At 62.5% G+C, this 18437-nt stretch carries 14 protein-coding genes; 6 read left to right on the top strand and 8 right to left on the bottom strand.

The genetic code is table 11. From position 1 onward, the window contains the following. Window positions 1-240: 240 nt before the first annotated feature. The gene (locus tag GNK13_RS03440) at window positions 241-2421 is read left to right on the top strand and encodes a serine/threonine protein kinase (RefSeq protein WP_235934745.1); all 2181 of its coding nucleotides are present in this window, start codon (window positions 241-243) and stop codon (window positions 2419-2421) included. A gap of 78 nt (window positions 2422-2499) precedes the next feature. On the opposite strand, the gene GNK13_RS03445 is transcribed toward GNK13_RS03440, so the two are convergent. From GNK13_RS03445 to GNK13_RS03455, 3 genes are all read right to left on the bottom strand, one after another. Continuing rightward, window positions 2500-3108 carry a hypothetical protein gene (locus tag GNK13_RS03445; RefSeq protein WP_164101039.1) on the bottom strand — a complete coding sequence of 203 codons (609 nt, stop codon included), beginning with the start codon at window positions 3106-3108 and terminating at the stop codon, window positions 2500-2502. 10 nt (window positions 3109-3118) lie between these two features. Beyond that, entirely contained in the window at window positions 3119-4408 is a 1290-nt protein-coding gene (locus GNK13_RS03450; RefSeq protein WP_164101040.1) for an outer membrane protein assembly factor BamB family protein, read from the bottom strand. Between the two features lie 133 nt (window positions 4409-4541). Beyond that, a complete protein-coding gene (locus GNK13_RS03455) occupies window positions 4542-5546 on the bottom strand; it encodes an L-threonylcarbamoyladenylate synthase (protein WP_164101041.1) in 1005 nt (334 codons plus the stop codon). A 188-nt stretch (window positions 5547-5734) separates the two neighbouring features. Between GNK13_RS03455 and uvsE the strand changes: the two genes are divergently transcribed. From uvsE to GNK13_RS03475, 4 genes are all read left to right on the top strand, one after another. Next, complete coding sequence (gene uvsE / locus GNK13_RS03460) at window positions 5735-6676, top strand: UV DNA damage repair endonuclease UvsE (RefSeq protein ID WP_164101042.1); 942 nt, start codon at window positions 5735-5737, stop codon at window positions 6674-6676. Between the two features lie 119 nt (window positions 6677-6795). Beyond that, window positions 6796-9039, top strand: a complete 2244-nt coding sequence (locus GNK13_RS03465; protein WP_164101043.1) for a serine/threonine-protein kinase — start codon at window positions 6796-6798, stop codon at window positions 9037-9039. 204 nt (window positions 9040-9243) lie between these two features. After that, window positions 9244-10500, top strand: a complete 1257-nt coding sequence (locus tag GNK13_RS03470; protein WP_164101044.1) for a glycosyltransferase family 4 protein — start codon at window positions 9244-9246, stop codon at window positions 10498-10500. After that, the gene (locus tag GNK13_RS03475; protein WP_164101045.1) at window positions 10487-11044 is read left to right on the top strand and encodes a methyltransferase domain-containing protein; all 558 of its coding nucleotides are present in this window, start codon (window positions 10487-10489) and stop codon (window positions 11042-11044) included. Before GNK13_RS03470 ends, GNK13_RS03475 begins: the two co-directional genes overlap by 14 nt. A 21-nt stretch (window positions 11045-11065) precedes the next feature. Here the strand turns inward: GNK13_RS03475 and GNK13_RS03480 are convergent, their stop codons facing one another. Further along, window positions 11066-12391 (bottom strand): sulfatase family protein, encoded by a 1326-nt coding sequence (locus GNK13_RS03480; RefSeq protein ID WP_203328903.1) that lies wholly within the window; start codon window positions 12389-12391, stop codon window positions 11066-11068. Window positions 12392-12510: 119 nt separating this feature from the next. Then, window positions 12511-13527 carry a YihY/virulence factor BrkB family protein gene (locus GNK13_RS03485; protein WP_164101047.1) on the bottom strand — a complete coding sequence of 339 codons (1017 nt, stop codon included), beginning with the start codon at window positions 13525-13527 and terminating at the stop codon, window positions 12511-12513. A gap of 139 nt (window positions 13528-13666) precedes the next feature. On the opposite strand from GNK13_RS03485, the gene GNK13_RS03490 reads away from it, so the two are divergent. After that, window positions 13667-14503 carry an endonuclease/exonuclease/phosphatase family protein gene (locus GNK13_RS03490; protein ID WP_164101048.1) on the top strand — a complete coding sequence of 279 codons (837 nt, stop codon included), beginning with the start codon at window positions 13667-13669 and terminating at the stop codon, window positions 14501-14503. Window positions 14504-14523: 20 nt separating this feature from the next. On the opposite strand, the gene GNK13_RS03495 is transcribed toward GNK13_RS03490, so the two are convergent. From GNK13_RS03495 to GNK13_RS03505, 3 genes are read right to left on the bottom strand one after another with little or no spacing between them, the layout of a single operon-like run. Then, entirely contained in the window at window positions 14524-15813 is a 1290-nt protein-coding gene (locus tag GNK13_RS03495) for an MFS transporter (RefSeq protein WP_164101049.1), read from the bottom strand. A 22-nt stretch (window positions 15814-15835) separates the two neighbouring features. Further along, window positions 15836-17230 (bottom strand): alkaline ceramidase, encoded by a 1395-nt coding sequence (locus GNK13_RS03500; protein ID WP_164101050.1) that lies wholly within the window; start codon window positions 17228-17230, stop codon window positions 15836-15838. A 3-nt stretch (window positions 17231-17233) separates the two neighbouring features. After that, window positions 17234-18412 carry an enolase C-terminal domain-like protein gene (locus GNK13_RS03505; RefSeq protein ID WP_164101051.1) on the bottom strand — a complete coding sequence of 393 codons (1179 nt, stop codon included), beginning with the start codon at window positions 18410-18412 and terminating at the stop codon, window positions 17234-17236. Window positions 18413-18437: the final 25 nt, after the last annotated feature.

Raw genomic sequence — 18437 nt, forward strand, 5'->3', positions numbered from 1 at the left:
GTGCTGAGTGGCACCACCCATCCGTGCCAAAGTGCGACAACTGCCGCTCACTGCGCGACAGCGCGAGTGGGAGTGAAACCGCGGCTGCATCGGTGAAAACGCAAACGCTGCTCGGATGAGCCTTCAGCCCGCGGCTTGGCGCGTTACCTGCATTCAGCGGGTGGTTTCTGCATGTACCGGCGGGGCGATGGCCGCGCGCAGTCCACTGCGATCGTAGCGCTTGGAATTGGGACCGGACCTGTGAATGCCGAATCATCGTCGACATCCGCGTCCCGGATTACGCATCTGAGGCGGACCGTCAGCTCCGTCACTGCAGACTCGCTATCGGGCAAGCGGCTGTGGATCGGCCCGGCGCTGACGGGGCTCCTGATCGCCGTCACCGGCTGGTGGGCCCATCGGCTGGTCGAGCGGGAGATGAAGGCAAACCTGGCCGGGCAACTCCAGGCCCTGCTCGACACCGAAGTCGCGGCGTTGGAGATTTGGCTTGCTGACCAGCGGGCCGATGCGGAATCGCTGGGCCACGATCAAACCGTGCGCACGACCGTAGCGAAGCTAGCCGACACGGCGGAGCAGAACCCGGAATCGGTAGCCGCCGAGTTGCTCACTTCACCCGACCGGAGCGTCCTGCGAGAGCATCTTCGGCCGTGGCTCGAGACGCACGGCGCGCAGGGATTCGCGGTCGTCGGCCGCAGCGGTTTGGTGCTGGCCGGCGATACCGACTATGGGATTGGCGGCACGCAACTCACGCAGACGTTTGAGAGCGTACTGGAGGGAGTCTTCGATGGGGAAACCTTGGTCCTTCCGCCGTTCAAAACCATGCTGCTATTGGCCGACGTGGACGGGGTTCCGCGGGCCGGAGTACCGGTGATGTACATCGCGACCCCGGTTCGCAGCGACGATGGCCAGATCATCGCGGCGCTTTGCGTGAGGATCCGTCCAGAAGATGAATTCACGCAGATCCTCCGCGTCGCCCAAGCCGGAGCCACTGGTGATACGTATGCTTTGAACGCTCAAGGCGTGTTGCTGACCAACAGCCGATTCGACGCCGAACTCAAACGCATCGGGCTGCTGCAGGACGACGAGCATACGCGGTCGCTGCTGAACATCCGTGTCCGTGATCCCGGCGTCGATATGACGACCGGCCTGCGACCTTTGTTGCGTCGCTCCGAGCAACCTCTAACGCGAATGGCGGCCGCGGTGGCTGCCGGTGAGAACGGTGTCGACATTTCCGGCTATCGCGATTACCGCGGCGTACCCGTCGTGGGAGCCTGGCGGTGGTTGCCCGAGTATGGGTTTGGAGTGGCCACCGAAGTGAGCGCTGCCGAAGCGTTCCGCCCCTTGGACGGACTGCGGATGGCGTTCCGCATCCTCGCGGGCGTGCTTCTCGCTGCCACCGTGGGGATGTTCGGCCTAACCTATCACGCATCCCGATTGGAGCGTCACGCCCGACACGCGGTGCTGGAAGCAAAGCGATTGGGGCAGTACGCCCTCGGGGAAAAACTGGGTTCGGGAGGCATGGGCGTCGTCTATCGCGCCCGCCATGACATGCTGCAGCGGCCGACGGCCATCAAGCTGCTGCACACCGACCGGAGCGATGAGCAGGCGCTGGTCCGGTTCGAGCGGGAGGTCCAACTGACTAGCCAGTTGACGCATCCGAACACGATTGCGATCTACGATTATGGACGAACACCGGAAGGCGTTTTCTATTACGCGATGGAGTACTTGGACGGCGTGTCCCTGGAAGCCATGATTGCGCGTTTTGGACCGTTGCCCGAAGGCCGGGTGATCTACATCTTGCGGCAACTTTGCGGCTCGCTCTCCGAGGCCCATGGGCTGGCCCTGATCCATCGAGACATCAAGCCAGCCAATATCATGCTGACCCAGCGGGGCGGGTTGTATGATTTTGTCAAACTGCTCGACTTCGGGCTTGTCAAACCTCAGTACGGCGACCGCCAGATGACGATTGCGGGTTCGCTGACCGGCACGCCGCTCTATATGTCGCCCGAAGCGATCCAGCAAACCGAAGTCGATCTCCGTAGCGACATCTACGCCGTCGGGGCTGTCGGCTATTTCATGCTGACCGGCCGACCGGTGTTTGAGGGCCAAGGCATTGTCGAGATCTGCAACCAGCACATCCATACTGAGCCCACCCCTCCGTCGCAGCGACGCGGCGCCACCCTTGATGAGGATTTGGAGCAGATCCTAATGCGGTGCCTGGCGAAGCAACCCGGGGAGCGGCCAGCCGACGCGAGCGTGCTGGAGGAAGCGCTCTCACAGTGCCGCTCGGCACACGCGTGGGGACCGAAGGAAGCCAGGGGATGGTGGGCCGAACACCTGAGCCAGGAAACGCAGATCGTTGCGGTGGACAAGGACACCCAGCGTCTAGCGGAAACCACCCTGCAGCCGAATCCGGCCCTTTAGGAGGACAGCGCTGTCCAGTTCGGCTCAGTCAATATCGGTTTTCCACTGGCGTCCCCGGATTTGCAGGGGGGACTGCGGCTATTCCTCGATGATGACAAGTAGGTAGGTCCCGCTCTTCGCCGATGTGCCACCAACGAGCGTTGGCTTTCCAGGTTCGAGTAAGAGCCTGCCCGCAATTTGAACGGTCGCGATCTCCGGTGGGCCGTCGGCTGTTCCCTCGCCATCGAAGCGTGAAGATTCGTACGTCGTCTCCAAGAGCACCTTATCGTCCTGGGGGGTGGCGAGGACATGCACCGCCGTCCCGACTTGCATCATCTGCGTTTGTCGCACCGGGGGACGGTCTCTCCCGCTGAAGCTCTGACCCGTGGTCACCGCAGCGCTTCTGCCGAATTGGACCATCGTTGGGTTCCGCTCCAGGACCGATAGACGCACCATCTCGACGACTTCGGGGGCTTTGTCGTCAGGGGCTTTGTCGTCTGCAGGTTCCGTCAACAGTTTCACCACTTCGTCGGCGGTGAGGCTGGGATCTGGAGCGGCGTCGAGACGGACTTCGGTGAACCGGACCATAAAGGTACGCACGGCCTTGGTCGATTCGGCCGTAGCGCCTTCTTTAACGACTCGATCCTGGCTGGCTGCGACTCCAGCAGTCAATGCGGCCGCAGCAAGGAATAGCACGAAGGTGCGCATGAAACCACTCCTAACGAGAGGATGTGAATGCCCACAGCGCGTCATCGGTGCGGATGACGAGATCACTTCCGGCGACGACGACTGAGGCGTTGGTGGACTCGTTGAGCTCGTTCTCGGCGACTTGCTCGAAGCCCTCGCGGCTGGGGCGGAAAACGGTGGTCGTCCCCGATTTGGTCAGCAGGTACATCAGCCCATCGGCGGTCTGCGTGATGCTGGACCACGTCCCTCCACCGCCGGTCCGGGACTTCCAGAGCTCTTCGCCTGTCCGCACATCGAGACAGCCTAGCACGCCGCCGAGGTCGCAGACGTAGATGGCCCCTTCGTGGGCCACGCCGGTACCGAGCCAGCCGCGGTCTCGCGGTTTGTGCCACAGCCGATGCGTCTCGGTCACATCGCCTCGACCGCCCGCGCGAACGGCGAGCGACGCACCGCCATAACCACCCAGCGCGACGATCACCCCGTTGGATTCGATCGGTGAGGCATAGGCCAAGGGAGCGCCTCCTCCACAGGTCCAGAGCTGCTGGCCTGTCGCTGGATCGAACGCCACGACGCGCCGGGGGAGTACCGCGACCAGCTCCGAGCGGCCATCGACTTCCACGATGATCGGCGTGTTCCAGGCCCCACGCAGTCGTTCGCGGCGTGGTGCATCGCTGGTAAAGTCGTTGGCGTTGCCGTCGTTCTCGGGGCCGCTGAGTTTCCGCTCCGCCTCGTCGTCCAACGATTGGACTTCCCAACGCGTTTGGCCGGTGGTCTTATCCACAGCAATGAGCGACTCTCGGCTGCCGGGACCGAAATTCAGGATGCAGAGGTCCTCATGCAAGATGGGAGACGAGCCGTAGCCCCAGATATGCTCCTGCTTGCCGAGATCGCGGCGCCACAGCTCCTTCCCTTCGAGGTCCCAGCACACCAGGCCCGCTGATCCAAACCAGGCGATCACCCGCTGTCCATCGGTGACGGGCGTGGCCGAACAGTAGGGGTTGGTTTTATGAGTGGCTTCCGGTTCCTCATAGACCACGCTTTGACGCCACAATTCTTCGCCGGTTCGGCGGTCGACGCAGAGCAATCCCCGTTCTTTCCCTTCGGCAAGTGGCAACGTCACGAAGATCCGATTGTCCCACACGATCGGAGTCGAGTTGCCTGCCGCAGGCAGGTCGATTCGCCAGTTGACGTTTTGCTCGGGCCCCCACTCGGTCACAGCGCCCGTGGCGGAAGTCTTGCCGCTGCCTTCGGGGCCTCGCCACTGCGGCCAATCCTGGCCGTTTCCGTAGCCTCGCGAGGCGATCGCAAGGCAACCCAGCATGACAGCAACAGCGACTCGATTTTTCATGGCGATCCCCAGGGCATCGGTTTTCTAACAAGCGGTCGCCCGCGGGGGCGGATGGAAGCGAAGCCTCCGCGGCGCACGAATCCAAAGGTGGTGCTGTCCGAACAGTTTAACGAGGCGGAGGGCTGGGATGGGGCTCGGTGGCCGCGGCGCGGCGCAGGCGGTCCTGCACCGCATCCCACTGCGGCGTGGCCGGAGGGCGCTCGACGAGCATCGACTGGCAGCCGGCCGCGTCGGCTTCGCGGAGGCGGGCGTAGAGCCTCCGGCCGTAGGCCTCCGCGTCCTCGGGCATTTCCAGCCATTGCACCTGCCCGGCCGTCGCTGGCGGCGGCTGCATCGACAGGACCGCAATCGCTGGATCGGATGGCGAGAGTTGCTCGACGGCCGCCGCGAGTGCTTGGCGGTCGAGCAATCGCAGCGGAGTCTGCGGGGCGTAGTGGGAGGGAAGACGCCCGGGGACTCGAGGGCTGCTTGCACCCCCTGAGCCTGGCGTTTCGCCGATGAGTTCAGCGATCGCCGCCGCGGTGATCGCCCCGGGGCGAAGGATCTGCGGACTATTTCCGCTGAGGTCGAGGATCGTCGATTCGAGGCCCACCGAGCAGGGGCCACCGTCGAGGATCGCATCGACGGCCGTTCCCAGTTCCGCCGCCACGTGTTCCGCCGTCGTGGGACTGACTCGTCCGAAACGGTTGGCCGAAGGGGCTGCCACGCCCGTCTCGGCCGCTTGCAGGACCGCCAGTGCCACGGGATGAGCCGGCACGCGGAGACCGATCGTTGCTTGGCCTCCGGTCACCACGGCGGGGACGTCGGGATTGCGTTTGAGGATTAGCGTCAGCGGACCTGGCCAAAACCGCTCGGCAAGACGCCACGCGAGCGGAGGAATCTCCCTGGCCCACCGCTCCAGATCCGCAGTTCGACCCAAGTGGACGATCAGGGGATGATCGGCCGGTCGGCCTTTGGCCGCGAAGATGCGGCGGACGGCGTGCTCGTTAGCAGCGTCCGCGCCGAGTCCGTAGACGGTTTCGGTCGGTAGCGCTACCAGCCCTCCCCCCCGCAAAATCTTCGCAGCTTGGGCGATGTCCTGCGGGGATTCTCCGCTCAGCACAGGGCTCATCGGATTTCGGTTGCCGTTCCTTTCGTCTCGCGACTTTTGGAATTCCTTGCGACTGGAAGTCCGCCGCTTCGCAATTTGCATGCTTGAAAACCGCCGACCATTTTACAAATAGTCCGGGACAGGTAGTCCGGTCGTCGGATCTTACCGCGACGCCTGCCAATGCGACAGGGAAGAGGACCAGGGGAAGCATGAAAGACGACTCGTCCATCCGCCTTGGGTTGTGCTGCATCTTTCGCGATCAGCCGATCAAGTTCCGCAACACCACGGTCAAGGCCACTGCTCCCATGGATCGCGGCGCAGCCTTGTCGAAGCTCTCGGGGCTGTGCATTACGAACGCCGAGGCTCTCCTGGCAGCGCTCAAGTTCTGTGCGGAGCACGGCATCGGTTGTTTCCGCATCAACAGTCAGATCCTGCCGCTGAAGACCCATGCCGAATGCGGTTACGACGTGCTCGAACTGCCCGACGGCGAGGAGATCGTCCGCCGGTTCCGGAAATGCGGCACGTTCGCGGCTGAGCATGGCCTCCGCACCTGCTTCCATCCCGATCAATTCGTGGTGTTGAACTCGCCTCGGCTCGACGTCGTGGACCGTTCGCTCGCCGAACTGGAATATCAGGCGGAGGTCGCGGAGTGGGTGGGGGCTGACGTCCTCAACGTCCATGGAGGCGGGGCGTACGACGGCAAGCAAGCGGCCCTCGATCGCTTCGCTCAGAATCTCAGTCGCCTCTCCGAGCGGGCCCGAAGTCGCTTGACCGTCGAGAACGATGACACCCTCTACACGCCCTCGGACTTGCTGCCGCTGTGCCAAGCCGAAGGGCTACCGCTGGTTTACGACGTGCACCATCACCGCTGCCACCGCGACGCTCTGACGATCGAAGAAGCGACCCAACGGGCTCTCACCACCTGGGATCGCACGCCGCTCTTCCACATTTCCAGCCCTCTCGAAGGGTGGAGCGGACCGAAGCCGCAGCGCCACCATGACTTTATCGACGTGCGAGACTTTCCCGAGTGCTGGTTCGGTCTCGATGTGACTGTCGAAGTCGAAGCCAAGGCAAAGGAGCTCGCCGTCTTGCAGCTGAAGAAGGAACTGCGGGAGCGATTCGACACGCCCCTCTCACCGAGGAGCGGTTGAGCCTGAGACCGATAGTCATTCCGCCTCGCTTTGCTGTACGATGAGCAGCCTTGGTGCCCCCCAGGAGGGGAGTTGCGGCAATTGCCGCGGAAGTGTCTCGATCGCAGCGGAGCTAGCTCGTGGCCGGAAAGGACGATCAGCATGAACCGCCGGTCCAAGGCGGCGATGACTCGCCGCGCGAGCCGGAGGCGTTGGAACCTGCACGGGCGGATAGCGGTTTTACCGACGACCTGCTGACGGTTCCGAGCGCGGCGACGACCAACCGCGAGGGCGAACGCACGCGGCGTTTCGATGAAGCTCAGCCGGTGTTGGAACTGCCGTTTCCAGTGCCACTCGATCCGCCCCGGCAAGAAGGCTCGCTGGGGCGGATGGGCTGCTATGAGATCTTGAACGTCGTCGGCCGCGGCGGGATGGGAATCGTCGCCCGCGCCTTTGACGAACAGCTGCATCGCAATGTCGCGATCAAGGTGATGTCGCACCAATTGCTTTCGAGCGAGCGGGCGCAGAGACGCTTTTTGCGCGAAGCCCGGGCTGCGGCCAGCATCAACCATCCGAATGTCGTCACGATCCATGCCGTCTCGGAGAAAGACGATACTCCCTACTTGGTCATGGAGTACGTCGACGGCCAGCCCTTGCAAGCCAGGATCCAAAAGGACGCGCCGCTGCCGTATGAGGACGTGCTGCGGATCGGTGCCCAGATCGCATCGGGGCTCGCGGCGGCCCATCGACACGGGATCATCCATCGCGATATCAAACCGGGCAACGTGATGCTCGAAGATCGCATCGAGAGGGTCAAACTCACCGATTTTGGCCTCGCCCGGCTGGTGCAGGAAAATTCGGATCTTACCAGTTTGGGAGACTTGGTCGGGACACCCGCCTATATGTCGCCGGAGCAGGTCGACGGCAAAGATCTCACTCCCGCCAGTGACCTCTTCAGCCTCGGCTGCGTCCTGTATGCGATGTTTGCCGGCAAGAGCCCCTTTCATGCTTCGACCTCCTTCGCCACCGCAACCCGAGTCCGAGATTTCCAGCCCAAACCAATCGCTTCGCTGGTGGATGATATTCCAGCGGAGTTCGACCAGCTGGTGAGCCGGCTGCTCAGCAAAAACCCCAAGGTACGTCCACGGAGCGCCGAAGAAGTCGCTGCGCTGCTCCTCGAGTGGTCCGCTCAAACGCACCAGGCGAGACTCAGCGGGAACAGCCTCGACCGCGCAGCGAAGGCCGCAGCCAAAACGAAGCGACATCTGCTTCGGCGGCACGGAGTCACAGCCGCCTTAGCGATTCTGATCAGCGGGGGCGTTTGGAGTTTCTTCCGCTCGCCCCCCAGCAATGCGACTCGCGTGGAAACGGAACAGAGAAAGGATTGGTTGGCCGACGGGGTCCTCCAAGTGCATCCCGAAAGTGGTGAGTTTCGAAGCTTGTCCGCAGCGCTTGCCGCGGCTCAACCCGACTCCACGATCGAGCTGCTGCCGGCGCGGTACTACGAAACGATCGAGATCACCGATGCGGATCGTTTGGCCGGGCTAACGATTGTGGGGCAGGACGGGGTGCGAGTCGCCGGCCCGCTCGACGCTCCGGTCATTCACATCGCGGGTGTGCCGAATTGCGAACTTCGCGACTTGGTCATCGAGGCGAGCGAGACGCAAAACGGGGTCATCGTCGCGGGGAACTGCCCCGGGCTGCATTTCAGCCGCGTTCGGTTTGAAACTCAGCAACCGGAAAAGATGAAGGTGGGAATGCTGTTTTTCGAGGGAGGTGGAACGGGGGCCAGCGAAGATCCGATAGAGGTTTCGAACTGCTGGTTCGACGCCGGTGCCGTGGGCTTAGTGATCGGCTCGCTCAATCCCGGCGACGCGCCAGTCGAGCATGTCCATGTCCATCACAATCGCATTCAAGCCGCATCGGAAACCTACGGAATTCCAATCGTCGTCCAAGGCCGCGTCCATGACTTGCGGATCGAACGCAATCTGTTGTTGCAAGGGCGCAACGGGTTGAGCATCTCGCTCCCGACGGCGGAGAGTGCGACAAAATGCGTGTTTCGTCATAACACGCTCTCCGGGTTCCAGAACGCATTCAATTGCAATTTGTCGGACATCGACCAGGATATACGGATCGAGGAAAACCTTGTCGCCGAAGCACGGACTCTGCACGCCAATTCAGGCGATCCCGCTCAGTACTCGCCGTGGTTTTCAGGGAACCAGTGGATCGTGACTCCCGAGGTCGAACGCAGCATCGTGGAATCGATGTTTGCCATGATCTCGCCGGAGAATGTGGAGTCACTCGATCCGGATTCGCCGGCTTTCTCCAAACCCAGCGCACAAGGGCGAGGGAAGCTCGTCGGCATGCACGTTGACACCCAGTAAAATTTTGCACCATGGACACGAACTACCTCTATGACTGACAGTGAGTTTTCGAGCGGCGGTCGCGATCAAGACTTCGGATCATCACCCAATGCTCCTCTCGATGCTTCGACGCTTCCGACTCGTCGGCACACGGAATGGCAAAGATCGACCGCGGACCCAAACCCTGCGGGTGCGACGCAGCCTGCGGGTGCGACGCAGCCCGCGATGTACGCGAACGCCAGCGTGCCCGCCCAGTCGACTATGAATGCCCAGTCGAGCATGAATGCCCAGTCGAGCATGAGTGTTCAGTCGGGCATGAGTGTTCAGTCGGGCGAACCGCAGGACTGGGAACTGTTTTCCCAGGCATCGCCGAGCGTCCAAGGGGCGGTTGGTGCCGATGGAGTTTGGCCGCTCGATCGTCCACTGCAAGTTGCGCATGTGAGCGCCGCACTGCTTCCCGCGGGCATCGAGTACTGGCAGGCGTCGCTCGGGCGTTACGCGCATCCATCGCGGCTCAGGTTTCAACGGGCGGTGGTGCTAACCGATTGGGTGGATCGCCGTCAGGTGGCCCGGATGGGAATGCCGGTGGAAGTGGGAGGGCGGGAGAGTGTGATCCATGCGGCCTCGCACTGCGACGTGCTGATGGTCTCCGACCCGGGGATGCATGCTGCGCAAGTGAGTGAATGGATTTTGGAGGCGAAACCTCCGGTGACCGTGTTCGTCGCGCATGGGGACGGGGAGTACACACGCGACCGAATGCTGGGAATCGAACCGGCGATCGATCATATCATCGCCGTTTCGCGGCATGTGCAGCGGGCAACCTGTGCTGGCCGGCCCGTCAGCATCATCCTCAACGGCGTCGACCCGCGGCGGCTGGTCAAAACGCAGCCTCGCCAAGTTTCGAGGCAGCAGATTGGGATCAGCGGGAAGGATTTTCTCGTGGGATTCGTGGGACGCTTCAGTGAAGAGAAGAACCCGCAGCTGGTCGTGGAAGCTGTGGCTCAGCTTCCCTCGCATTACAAACTGTTGCTCGTCGGGCACGGAGGAATGCGGGAGGATCTCCTTCGGCTGTGCATGGCGCGGTTGCCGGGCCGGTTCGTGTTGACCGAAGGCGACGGAGACCTCGGCGATCTGTACGCGTCGATGGATGCTTTCGTGTTGCCTTCGCGTCAGGAAGGCTATGGGCTTGTATCGATGGAAGCGATGATGTGCGGGGTGCCGGTGATCGGCACCGCTTGCGGGTTGATCGCCGACCTAGTAACCGACCATGCGGACGGGCTAGTGGTTGCGCCGGATGCCACGGAGATCGCCACTGCGATTCGGAAGCTCGGCGAGCATCCGCACCTCCGGCGGGCGATCGCAACGGGAGGCCGGCGGTTAGCCAACCGATATGGATACGCCAGCCAAATGGCGCGGCAGTACGAGCAATTGCTTGCCGCTCTGTGGCTTCAGAGCCAGGGGAGGGCTGGTGCCAATCGGTAGCTACATGGCGATTCCGACCATCGCAAGAGAGCTGATTGATCGCCAACCGGCGACGATTTTGGATCTCGGGATGGGATTCGGGATGCTCGGCGCGGCAGTCCGCCAGTGGGTCGATCTCGGAACCAAACCGTGGAGAACGTTTCTCACCGGGGTGGAAGTTTGGTCGGAGTATCGCAACCCGGTTTGGGAGCTCTACGATCTGATTTATCTCCGCGATATTCGCGAGCACCTGCGGAGCGATTCGCGGCTCTACGAGATGGTGCTGCTCGGTGACGTGATCGAGCATTTTGAGCAGCAGGATGCGAGCGACGTACTCGCCAGTATCGAACGCCGGCTCGCTCCCGGGGGCTGCTCACTCGTGATCACGCCCGCGAGGGAGATGGTGCAAGGTCCAGCTCACGGCAATCCTTATGAGACGCATCGATCGGTGTGGACCGCGGAGAGGCTGCGGCAGCACGGCTATGAAGTTCTGCTCGATGAATTCCAACCCCAGTTGCCGCCAGCCGTCCCAACGGTCGTCGCCCGCCGGTCGTGCCGTCGCTAGCGGAGCCAGTCACGCGGATGGTTACAAGCCTCTCACCTGGGTGCCAACTTCGTCGGCCATGGCTTGCATCCTCGCGGTCAACTCCGCCACCTTGTCCGGTTCGCTCTCGGCTCGGTTGATTCGCTCAAATGGGTCGCTGGCCATGTGGAACAGCTCCGGCTCGCCGCTGGCCGTTCGCAGCTTCCAGTCGCCGACGCGGACGGCTTCCAACTGGCCGCGGAAGTAGAAATAGTCGTCGCGGGGAGAACGCTTCTCCGCGCCACTTAAAAATGCTGTCAGGTCGTGTCCGTCCAGTTCGTGCTCGGGGAGCTTCGCCTCGGCGACCGCCAGCAGCGTGCGGTAGATGTCGGGCATCCCGACCAGTTCCGGCGTTACCTGTCCCGGCTCGATGGTTGTCGGCCAGCGGAGGATCGCCGGTACCCGCGGGCCGCCTTCGTAGGTCATGCCTTTGGAACCTCGAAGCGGCCCGGCTGAACCGGCGTGCCACCGCTCGTTTCCAGCTTGCAGCATCCGCGGCGGCATCTCGACCCAGGGCCCATTGTCCGACGCGAAGAAGACCAGCGTGTTTTCAGCCATCCCTTGCCGCGCAAGCGCCGCGAGGATTTCTCCGACGCTCCAGTCGAGCTCTTCGATCACATCGCCGTAGAGACCAAATTGCGAGCTGCCGCGGAAGTCGTCCGAGGCGTGGAGTGGCAAATGAGGCATTGCGTAGGCCATGTAGAGCAGCATCGGCTGTTCACCCGAATGCTGTTCGATCAGCTTCACCGCTTCGGCCGTGTAGCGCTGGGTCAGCGGATCCTGGTCGAACGGGTGCTCCACCATCTCGTCGCCCCGGTAGAGACCCAGCGGTTCATCCGTCTGCACCCAGGGCTTGATGTAGTCGTTCGAGTAGGGGAGGCCGAACCAGGTCTCGAAACCCTGGTGGACTGGCAGGAATTGTTTGTCTTTGTAGCCGAGGTGCCACTTGCCGAGCATGTGCGTTCGGTAGCCCGCGTCCCGCAGCGCCTCGGCGAGCGTCCATTCCGAAGCGGGGAGTCCTCCACGGCCGCCAGCGCCGGTGCCCCCTTTGAACTGGATCCGCGGCATGTAGCGGCCCGTGATCAGTTGGGCCCGCGAAGGGACGCACCACGACCCGGTGACGAAGGAGGTCAGCCGCATGCCCTCGGCCGCCAGGCGGTCGATGTTCGGCGTCTTGAGTTGCGGATGCCCATAACAGCCAAGGTCGCCGTAGCCCATGTCGTCGGCGAACAGGATCACGACGTTCGGCCGTTCGGCGCCGCGGAGTGCGTCCGCACCCAAGGTCAGAAGTGCCAGAAGGGAAAAGCAAAGGAGAATGTATTTGGTCATCGATTGCGGGGTCATGGTCGGGGAGATAGTCGTGGGGTGTGCACGGCGAGGAGAGAGGGCCCCTATTGTAAAGCGGCGCCAGCCACTTCGCTCGCCACCGGTGCAATTCCCACCGACCGTTACGAGTCGGCCCCTCGAACGTGGCGTTTCTCTTCCTTGATCCGGACTGCTCCCTCGGTGGGCTCAATTCCACTGCCGAAACGCCGCGCCCAGATCTGGGTCAGCTCGGCACCGAACAGCACGATCAGCGACGAATAGTAGACCCAGACGAGCATCGCGATTAGAGATGCGGCGGCGGTCCCCCAGCTCGCACCAATCTTTGAGTTCTGCAGATAAAAGCCAATCAGCAGCTTTCCGATAATGAACAGCACGGCTGTCACCGTGGCTCCCACCCACATATCGCGCCACCGCATTTTCGCGTCCGGCAACCAGCGAAACATCGCGGCGAATAAGAGGATCGCGACCACCAGAGCTACGAGATTATTGACGAGGAAGCCGATGATTTTTCCTGCTTGGTCCGGCTCGCCGAGCACCATCTGCGTGAGCTGTTCGAGCATGGTGGTCAGAACCAGGGAGACGAGCAGCAGGAAGGCGATCACCAGGATCATGCCCAGCGAGAGGAGCCGTTTGCCGATGAAGTTGCGAATCCCCCCTTGCTCCGGATCCGGCTCGACTTCCCAGGCGCGGTTCAAGGCAAACTGCAGCTGCGAAAAGACTCCAGTCGCGGAGAAGATCAAGATCGCGATGCCGATGACTTTCGAGAGCGGACCGAGTCCGGCAGCAAAGTCGCTTTGAGCTCCTTCCCGTCCCGCCAGCTCGCCGAGTGACCCGGGACCTGTCGTCAGGCCTTCGCTGTCGCTCGCCGCCTCGCCCGTATCCCCTCCGGAGGATGAGGCAGAGTCACCTTCCGCTCCTCCTGCTTGCTGTTCGGCAATCGGCACGCCCAGCTGACTGCTCACGACCTGCTGGATTTGGTCCTGGGAAGCGCCGAACAGCCCGGCAATAAAAAAGATCATCGCTAGCAGGGGCGGCAAGGAGAAGATCGTGTAGTAGGCCAATGCCGCGCCGCTACTGAGGCATTCATCGTCCGAAAATTCGATTGCGGCCTGCTTCAGCCACCCAAACCACTTCCCCATCTCGATGCTCCTCAACGTTGGTCTACAATGCGCTGCTTGCGCCTCTGCTGTGCCGCTCGGCTCGCTTCGATGACGCACCCGCCGTGCAACAACTGGGCCAGCGAGAGGCGAGAGCATCACTCAAGGGTTGGAGGAGAGCATGCACTATCGCGCGATCGTGTTCTGGGTGTGGATGTTGGGGTTTCTGTGGCCGGCGGAGCTGGGGCTAGCGGATCCGGGGCTAGCGAATCGGGGGCTAGCGGGGGAGCCGGTTCGCTTGCGGGTGCTCAGCTACAACATCCACCATGCGGAAGGCATCGATGGAACGCTCGATCTCGAGCGGATCGCCGGCATCATCTCGCGCGCCGCACCGGACGTCGTGGCTCTGCAGGAGGTCGATTCTCAAGTCCGCCGCAGCGGCTCGGTGGACCAGCCGGCTGAGCTGGCGCGGCTGACTGAGATGCACGTCGCGTTCGGGGGCAACATCGATCTGCAGGGAGGTCGCTACGGAAATGCGGTGCTTTCCCGGTTCCCGATCCAGGCCCATGAGAACCATCGCTTGCCCAATTTTGCCGATGGCGAACAGCGGGGCCTGTTGATGGCGGAGATCGATGTCCCCGGTTTGGAAGACCGCTTACTGCTGCTGGCGACGCATTTCGATCACCGCCGCGACGACCGCGAACGCCTCGCTTCGGCAAAGGCGGTGAATCAGCGAGTCGCGGAACAGGCTCAGCAGCCGGCATTGCTGGTGGGTGATTTGAACGATGTCCACGGCAGCCCCACGCTCGAGGAACTGGCAAAGCAGTGGCTGCACACGACACGCGAGCCACTGCCGACGATTCCCGTCGCGACGCCAACGCGGCAGATCGACTTTGTGCTCTGCCGCCCACCCCAGCGGTGGAAGGTGATCGAAGTGCAGGTTCTCGACGAGGCCGTGGCCTCGGACCACCGCCCGATCCTGGCCGTCTTGGAACTCCTGCCGGAGGCTCCGCAATGAATCTGGTCTGTTCTCCTCCGCTAACCGACGCGTGTGCCGCGGCGGGTGGGATTGACCAGCAGCCAGCAAACGGCTCCAGCGATATAGACCCCGGCAAACAGCAGCAGGACGAGATTCCAGTTCGCCGTCCACTGAAAGAGAAACCCGACCAGAACCGGACACGCTGCCGCGGCAAAATTGCCGCACATGTTCATCAGCCCAAATACTTGCGGAACTTTCGTTCCGCCAATATCGATCGTCGCCGCGAATGCACAGGGACCGGCCAGGGCGGCGAACATCGCTCCGAGTGCCAAGAGACCCACGGCCAAGGGAACACTCTGCACGAACCAGGCCGCCAGAATCAGCAGCCCACACGTTCCCAAGGCCAGAGCGCCGACGCCGCTACGGCTCAGCCGAAGGCTTCCGGTCGTCTTCCAGATTCGGTCGACTAACATCCCTCCGAGAATGCTCCCACCCAGAGTTCCAGCGAGGACGAGTCCTTGCTGATATCCGGAGTCGGCAATCGAGACGCCGCGGGTTTGCTGGAGAAAAGTCGGAAACCAACTGGCGAAAAACATATACCCGGCAGCCCGGCAAATCTGTTGTCCGCACAAAAACCACATCGACGCTCGGGTGGCGACCGACCACAGGCTCTCTGACTCGTGGGAGCCGGTCGGGAGTTGCCCCGGTGCGTCGGCGCTCTGCGGTTGATCGGCGCGGATCAGCGCCAGTTCACTCGCGTTGACCGTTGGGGTTGCAGACGGGTCATCGCGAAAGCGAGCAAAGAACCCCACGGCCCACGCGACACCGGGGAGCGCAAAGGCGACAAACACCCACCGCCACTCCATCGCCATCAGCAACATCCCCGTCAGCCCACTGGCGACGATCGCGCCGACTTGCATTCCCGCAGCCAGAATTCCGCAAGCCAAGGAGCGGCGGGCAAGAGGCATCCAGTGGCCGATCGAATTGCAGGATGCGGGAAAGATGCCGGCTTGCGCGACCCCCATGATCAGTTGGGCGAAGATCAATAGCCAGAACCCAGGAGCGATCCCAATGCCGAACGAAGCGAGGGACCAGCCAAGGGCAAATCCGCTGAGGGCGACCCGCGTTCCCGCTCGTTCGGCAAACCAACCACTAGGAACTTGGAATAACGCGTACGTCCAGAAAAAGGCTCCCATGAACCATCCGGACTGTTGCAACGTTAAATCTAAATCCTCTCGAATCGTGCTCTCCGCCACCCCCACCGCGTTGCGGCAGAGATAGGAGATCGCAGCCGCTAGCGTCAGCCACGTCAGGGCGTGATAGCGAACGTGGGTGGGGCGCTCTGTCACTCCGAAGTCCACCGGTCCGCGGCTAGGGTTGGTTGAGGAGAGCCTGGACGGCTTCGGTCATCGCATCGATGGTCAGCTCGAGACTGCCGCGGTCGAAGGGGGTTTGCCATACCGGATACACATCGGTCTCATAAAGATCCGCCGGTGGCAGATACCCGATCGATCCATTGATCAAATTCAGACATAGAATCGGGTTCTGCGGAAATCGTGTCCGGAGCGTCTGCTGGAGAATCGAATACGGCTCACAGCAACAACCGATCAGCACGGCGGATCCCATTCGCCAGGCGAATAGCGGCAGCGAATAAGTCGCTCCATCACCGATTCCCCGGCGGATGTCTCGCTTGCGACGGAGCCGCTCCTCGAGTGCTCGATCGGAACAGCGAAGACGCTCGCACTCGAGTTCCTCGGCGGTGGGCCAATCCTTGAGCGGGAGTTCGACGGTCGTGCGGAGGGATCGCAGGTCCTGCGGCAACGGATAGCTCTGGTGCTTCCAGACCGCCAGCGGGGCTCCCGATTCCACGGTTTCCGAAAAGACGAGCTGCGTTCCTGCGGGCTCCATCGCTTCGAGCGTCGCCAGCGTGGCGTAGCCGAGTTGGCGTCCGTGGCGATCCGCGACGGCCGGGTCGCCGACATACTGGTATCGCGGCGCCAAATCGCCACAGGCTCCGAGCAGGAACAACGCGGGTGCCTCGGTCGATTTCTCGATCGTCTCCCGCATTGCCCCGACATAATCGGGCGAGATGGCCGTGTTGTCCCAAGCCAGCGTGGTGGGATGGCAGGCGTAGTTGGTGAGCGTTCCGCGAATGCGGCCGCTGGAATCGACCACCCGCCCCACCCACAGAGCATCGTCGGGAGCACCCGCTGGATTGAAGCCACAGACCATGCGGCCTTGTGGATTCTCCGGATCGGGCAGATCCCGGTGAGCCGCTAAGTCGCAGCTCCCGCGGTGCCAGTCGAGCGTCGCATCGAAAGCCGTTCCGATGGCTCCGTCCACCACCTGCACGGCCTTTGCCAGGAGGTCTTCCATCCAGTCGCGAAGCAGCTCGCTGCCAGGCAACGCCTCTTCGGCCTGCATCAAGGGTGGACCAGCGTGGGTATGGCTCAGACCGAAAAGTAGGCGAGGGGGAGCGAGTTCCACGCTCTCCTGCAAACGGTCCATGAACTGGCGGAACGTATGCGGAGTCTTCCACCAGCCGAGATCGGCGTCGAGAAAGACCAGCGGTTGGGGGTGGGATGGCGAAGTGAGGCTAAGTGCGGTGAGTGTCAGCGGGCGGTGGACCGATTCCGCGACGTCATGTTTGGCAGCTCCCCAGTTTCGCGCATAGATCCCAACCGGCGGCGTGATGTCGACGCGTGCGATTCCGACCCGCCCGCGAAAGGAAGCATGAGAAAAGTGGAGAGGGTGTTTGTTTTCCATTTCTTACCAATCCCCCACCGCGCCGTCGCGATAAAAGACGCGCTGGGCAATCTCTTGCTGGAACGGATACTTGCGGACCTCGGCCTCATCGATCGTGACTCCCAGTCCGGGACGGGTGTTGGGAGTCACGGTTCGCGTCGCGGGGTCAATCGCAAACCCTTCTTCCACAATGTCGTTTCGCCACGGCACGTCGCTGTGTACCGATTCACAAATAATGTAACTGGGTTGGGAGAACCCGAACTCCAAAGAGGCCGCGGTGCTCACTGGACCCTGCGGATTGTGCGGAGCCAGTGCGATGCGATGTGCATCGGCAAGTGCGGCGATCCGGCGAGCTTCGGTAAATCCGCCGCAGTGGGTGAGGTCGAGTTGGCAAATTTCACATCCGCGAACGGCGAACAAGTCGCGGAACGCCGCCAAGTGCGTGAGCCGCTCGCCGGTCGCGATCGGGGTTGCGACCGCGGTATTGATGGCGGCAAGCTGCTCAAAATTCTCAGGCCAGCAAGGTTCTTCCAGAAAATACAACCCGTAGGGATCGAGCGCATGGGCAAACCGCAAGCCCATGGCGGGGGCGGGGCGGGCGTGGCAGTCGACCATGATGTCGATCTCATCTCCGACCGCCTCACGCATCGCCGCCACACAGGCTTCCGCGGCTTTGATGGGGCGCAGTCCCTCGATCGGCATCGTCGGAGGGACGGCCATCGATTTGAATGCTGTAAATCCCTCGGCGACTGCCTGACTCGCGAGATCGGCGAACTGATGAGCGTTGTCGACTGGAGTCTCATAAAAGCTCTCCAGGTTGCCGCCGCCCAGGTGGCAGTAGAGGCGGATGGAGTCGCGGACCGGGCCGCCCCACAGTTGGTGACAGGGAACGTTATGGACTTTGCCGAGAATGTCCCACAGCGCCAGGTCGATGCCGGCGATCGCCGTCGAGCGGGTCACGCCGCTTCCGTGCCAAAAATGCTGCCGCCACATCATCTGCCAGAGATGCTCGACCCGCCTCGGGTCCTCGCCGATGATCAGCTGTGAGAGGTCTTCGATCGCACCGACGACCCCTCGCGTGTGCCATTCGAGCGTCGCTTCACCCCAACCCCATAAGCCGGGTTGGTCGGTCACGACTTTGACAAAGATCCAGTTCCGCATTCGGGCGTGGCAGACCAAAGTCTCGACGGCGGTAATTTTCATCGCGGTGCTGACCCCGTTAGAGTTC

The organism is Candidatus Laterigemmans baculatus (assembly GCF_010367455.1).
In the GTDB taxonomy this organism is placed as follows: Bacteria; Planctomycetota; Planctomycetia; order Pirellulales; family Pirellulaceae; genus Laterigemmans; species Laterigemmans baculatus.